This is a genomic window from Mesorhizobium sp. M7A.F.Ca.US.014.04.1.1, from assembly GCF_003998745.1.
Lineage (GTDB): Bacteria > Pseudomonadota > Alphaproteobacteria > Rhizobiales > Rhizobiaceae > Mesorhizobium > Mesorhizobium ciceri.
The window spans coordinates 1-4,243 of sequence record NZ_RZRW01000492.1; the positions used below are offsets into that span (position 1 = coordinate 1).

General features: G+C 63.4%; 5 protein-coding genes and 1 tRNA gene. 1 reads left to right on the forward strand and 5 read right to left on the reverse strand.

Annotated elements, in window-relative coordinates; all coding sequences use genetic code 11:
* The 5 genes from EOA22_RS25855 to EOA22_RS25875 form a co-directional block, all read right to left on the reverse strand.
* Positions 1-387, reverse strand: a 387-nt coding sequence (locus EOA22_RS25855) for a UPF0262 family protein (RefSeq protein ID WP_127390308.1), incomplete at its 3' end; no start/stop codon positions are given.
* A gap of 6 nt (positions 388-393) precedes the next feature.
* Positions 394-1,686: a histidinol dehydrogenase gene (gene hisD / locus EOA22_RS25860; protein WP_024504780.1), complete on the reverse strand. Its 1,293-nt coding sequence runs from the start codon at positions 1,684-1,686 to the stop codon at positions 394-396.
* Positions 1,687-1,693: 7 nt separating this feature from the next.
* On the reverse strand, positions 1,694-2,128 hold the full coding sequence (locus EOA22_RS25865) for a DUF2948 family protein (protein ID WP_013530200.1): 435 nt from the start codon (positions 2,126-2,128) through the stop codon (positions 1,694-1,696).
* Between the two features lie 205 nt (positions 2,129-2,333).
* A complete protein-coding gene (gene murA, locus EOA22_RS25870; protein ID WP_013530201.1) occupies positions 2,334-3,626 on the reverse strand; it encodes a UDP-N-acetylglucosamine 1-carboxyvinyltransferase in 1,293 nt (430 codons plus the stop codon).
* A 130-nt stretch (positions 3,627-3,756) separates the two neighbouring features.
* The gene (locus EOA22_RS25875) at positions 3,757-3,951 is read right to left on the reverse strand and encodes a hypothetical protein (RefSeq protein WP_013530202.1); all 195 of its coding nucleotides are present in this window, start codon (positions 3,949-3,951) and stop codon (positions 3,757-3,759) included.
* A 159-nt stretch (positions 3,952-4,110) separates the two neighbouring features.
* On the opposite strand from EOA22_RS25875, the gene EOA22_RS25880 reads away from it, so the two are divergent.
* Positions 4,111-4,185: transfer RNA gene (locus EOA22_RS25880), tRNA-Thr, on the forward strand.
* The last annotated feature ends 58 nt before the right edge of the window (positions 4,186-4,243 follow it).

The window sequence follows — 4,243 nt, forward strand, 5'->3', positions numbered from 1 at the left end:
CTCAGGAGTCTCGTAGGCTCGGAGATATGTATAAGAGACAGCCTCGATATGGCTCGGCGACGAGGAGCGGATGGCGTCGTAGTAGCTTTCGCAGATCATGTAGTAATCCTTGACGATGCGCCGGAGCGGCGTCAGCGACAGGATATGGGTGACGACGGCGGTGCCATCCTCGCGCGCCACGGCAAACACCAGCCGCTGCTCGGCCAGCGACAGTTTCAGCCGGTAAGGGCCGTCGCCGCTGTCATTGACGGGCTGGAAACTGTTCTCCTCGATCAGGTCGAAGATCGCCACTGCACGTTCATGCTCGACATCCGGCGTTGACCGGCCGATCGATTCATCGAGTTCGACATCGATCAGCCTGGCGCGGGTTTGATCGGGGCCAGACATCGCCGCCTACATGTTCAACCGTATGGCGACGGAGCGTCCATGCGCGTCAAGACCCTCCGCCTTGGCCAGCGCAATCGCCGCCGGCGCCAAGATACGCAACTGCTCCGGTCCAAGCTTGAGGATCGACGTGCGCTTGACGAAATCGAGCACGGACAGGCCGGACGAGAAACGCGCCGAGCGCGCCGTCGGCAGCACATGGTTAGAGCCGCCGACATAGTCGCCGATGGCTTCCGGCGTGTGGCGGCCGAGAAAGACCGCACCGGCATTGCGCATCCGCGACAGGAAGCCCTCGGCGTCGTCGATGGCCAGTTCGACATGTTCGGCGGCGATGCGATCGACCAGCGGCAGCGCGGCGTCGATGGTCGACACCTGGATCACGGCACCAAAATCGCGCCAGCTCGCCGCTGCCGTTTCAGCGCGTGGCAGGCTCTGCAACTGGCGCTCGACCGCCTGTTCGACCGCGATGCCGAAAGCCGGATCGTCGGTGACCAGGATCGACTGCGCCGAAGCGTCGTGTTCTGCCTGGGCCAGCAGGTCGGCAGCGATCCAGTTCGGATCGTTGCTGCCGTCGGCCACGACAAGCACTTCCGATGGCCCGGCGATCATGTCGATGCCGACGGTGCCGAAAACCTGGCGCTTGGCTGCCGCGACATAGGCATTGCCCGGGCCGACGATCTTGGCGACCGGCCGGATTGTCTCGGTGCCATAGGCGAGGGCGGCGATCGCCTGCGCGCCGCCGACGCGGTAGATTTCGGACACGCCTGATATGTCCGCTGCCACCAGCACCAGCGGATTGATGATGCCGCCCGGCGCCGGCACGACCATGACGATGCGCTCGACGCCGGCCACTCTGGCCGGCACGGCGTTCATCAGCACCGAGCTCGGATAGCTCGCCGTACCGCCCGGCACATAGAGCCCGACGGCCTCGATCGCCGTCCAACGCCAGCCGAGCTCGACGCCGGCGGCATCTGTATAGCGATCGTCCTTCGGCCGCTGCCGTTCATGATGCGAGCGGATGCGGTCGCGCGCGAACTCCAGCGCCTCGATCGTCTTTGGGTCGGCCGTTTCGTAGGCGGTTGCGATGTCTTCCTTAGACACGGCAATGCCGAGGCCGGTCAAATCGGCGCGATCGAATTTCCGCGTATAGTCGATCAGTGCCGCGTCGCCCTCGGCGCGCACGCGCGCGATGATGTCGCGCACCGCGGCATCGACATCGGCGGAGACCTCCCGCTTGGTCGTGAGGAAGGCGGCGAAACGTTGCTCGAAATCGGCATCGGACTGACGAAGCGTGATGGCCATCGGACGCTCAGGCCTTGTGGATGGGGCGCGAGGTGGCTTCCCACGCCCCGCCGATGTCGGCAAGACGGGCCTCGATGCACTCGACGTCGAGCATGATCGCACCGCCGCCCGAGAAGATCAGCTCGACGATGCCGGCCGGCTTGCTGATCTCGATGAAGCTGATCGCCAGCAGCGACAGGACTTCGGCAGGCTTGTCGCGGTCAATACCGCTGGTCTTGGCCCCGAGCACGCGGTCGAAATGCAGCACGGCCTGCCGTCGCTCATTATGCTGGCGAAACAGGCCGGATTTTGCCTCCCAGACGAAACGGTTCATGGTCAGCAGGAAACGCTTGGCCGCGGGGAGGAATTCGAGGTCGCTGACTTTCAGCACGGCATCCTGGACATGAGCCGAAACGATGCTCAGATCCTGGTCGTCGAGCGCGATAAGCTTAAGGGCGGTCATACGGATTTCGCACCTGAAGGTTGATTGTTCAGCCTTCTGTTAGGCGGTCTTGGCGATCGGTGCAACCGCACCAACAGCTGCAGCTCTGCGCTGCCCCTCATCGCCCTGCCGGGCACTTCTCCCCGGATAGTGACGGGGAGAAGGACGCTGCCGCGAAGGATTTCGCCAATCTCCTGCGCTGCTAGAGAGGAGCCGAGGTCGCGGGCTACGCCGAAATCCGTTCGATCACCGCGCCGCAGTTGGACAGCTTTTCTTCCAGCCGCTCGAAGCCGCGATCGAGGTGGTAGACGCGGTTGACCGTGGTCTCGCCTTCCGCCGCCAGGCCGGCGATGACCAGCGAGACAGAGGCGCGAAGATCGGTCGCCATGACCGGCGCGCCCTTCAGCTTCGGCACGCCGTCGACGATCGCCGTCTGGCCCGAAAGCGTGATGTGAGCGCCGAGCCGCGCCAGTTCCTGCACATGCATGAAGCGGTTCTCGAAGATCGTCTCGGTGATGCGCGACTTACCCTTGGCCATGGTCATCAGGCCCATGAACTGCGCCTGCAAATCGGTCGGGAAGGCCGGGAAGGGTGCTGTCGTCACGTCGACCGGCGAAATGCCGGCGCCGTTGCGCCTCACCCGGATGCCGGAATTGGTCGGCGTGATCTCCGCACCCGTCTGGGCGATCACGTCCAGTGCGGTCTGCAGCAGGTCCGCACGCGCGCCTTCGAGCACGACGTCGCCGCCGGTCATGGCGACGGCCATCGCATAGGTGCCGGTCTCGATGCGGTCGGGAATGACGCGCACGCGCGCACCGGAGAGCGATTCGACGCCGTCGATGGCAATGGTTGGCGTGCCGGCGCCGGAAATCTTCGCGCCCATGGCGTTGAGGCACTCGGCCAGATTGACGATCTCGGGCTCGCAGGCGGCATTTTCCAGCACCGTCTCGCCCTTGGCGAGTGCCGCGGCCATCATCAGCACATGGGTGGCGCCGACCGAGACCTTCGGGAAGATATAGCGGTTGCCGACAAGGCGGCCATTCCGGGTCTTGGCGATGACATAGCCGGTGTCGACGTCGATATCAGCGCCCAGCGCCTGGAGGCCCTCGAGGAACAGATCGACCGGCCGCGTGCCGATGGCGCAACCGCCCGGCAGCGACACTTTTGCTTCGCCCATGCGCGCCAGCAGCGGGCCGATCACCCAGAACGAGGCGCGCATCTTCGACACCAGCTCGTAGGGCGCTGTGGTGTCGACGATGTTGCGGGCGGAGAAGTTGATGGTGCGCGAATAGCCCTCATTCTGCTTCTCGCGGCGGCCATTGACCGAATAATCGACGCCGTGATTGCCCAGGATGCGGATCAGCTGCTCAACATCGGCCAGATGCGGCACGTTTTCCAGCGTCAGTGTGTCGTCGGTCAAAAGCGAGGCGATCATCAAAGGCAGCGCCGCGTTTTTCGCGCCCGAGATCGGAATGCTTCCGGAGAGCTTGTTGCCCCCGACAATTCTGATGCGATCCATGGAAGAACGTCCCTCTCGGCCAAAAAAGGGCCGGTTCAATCGTTTGAGTAGCGGCCCGTCTAGACCATTGGCCAATCTGGTTCAAGAAATAGGATTTCGCCCACCCCAGGCCAAGAGTGACCTATTTGAGTTAATCTTTTTGTATTTTCTTCGATGCAGCGAGCCCGTCCGGACGCAGGTCGGCCTCGCCGGTCCGCCGCGAGCGCGACTGCGCCTTGCGCTTCTGCAGATTGGCGCGCAATTGCTCGGCGAGCCGATCCTTGCGGATTGTTGCGCTGCTTTTCGGTGGACCATCCTTTTTCACTGGAATTGTCTTGTCGTCCATCGCCCATCCCGCCGGCGACCCACCAGCTTGCTGTTCAGGGATAGCCAACATTGTGGCACTGCCATGTCATTAAAAGCCATCCGGCAAAGCCTTTCACAGAAGCGTTGCACTTGGCCTTGCGCTTGCCGGTTCGATATGGCAGAAGCCCCGCCATCAGCGGCTGCGGTAGCTCAGTGGTAGAGCACTCCCTTGGTAAGGGAGAGGTCGAGAGTTCAATCCTCTCTCGCAGCACCAGTTTCCAACATCCCTGTTGCCGCACGATCGTCCTCTGCATTTGCGAGGTCGAGGCGGG

What these genes read in the sequence shown, in the direction of transcription:
- hisD (WP_024504780.1), bottom strand. Translation starts at nt 1,686, where the DNA reads ATGGCCATCACGCTTCGTCAGTCCGATGCCGATTTCGAGCAACGTTTC.
- murA (WP_013530201.1), bottom strand. Translation starts at nt 3,626, where the DNA reads ATGGATCGCATCAGAATTGTCGGGGGCAACAAGCTCTCCGGAAGCATT.
- EOA22_RS25865 (WP_013530200.1), bottom strand. Translation starts at nt 2,128, where the DNA reads ATGACCGCCCTTAAGCTTATCGCGCTCGACGACCAGGATCTGAGCATC.
- EOA22_RS25875 (WP_013530202.1), bottom strand. Translation starts at nt 3,951, where the DNA reads ATGGACGACAAGACAATTCCAGTGAAAAAGGATGGTCCACCGAAAAGC.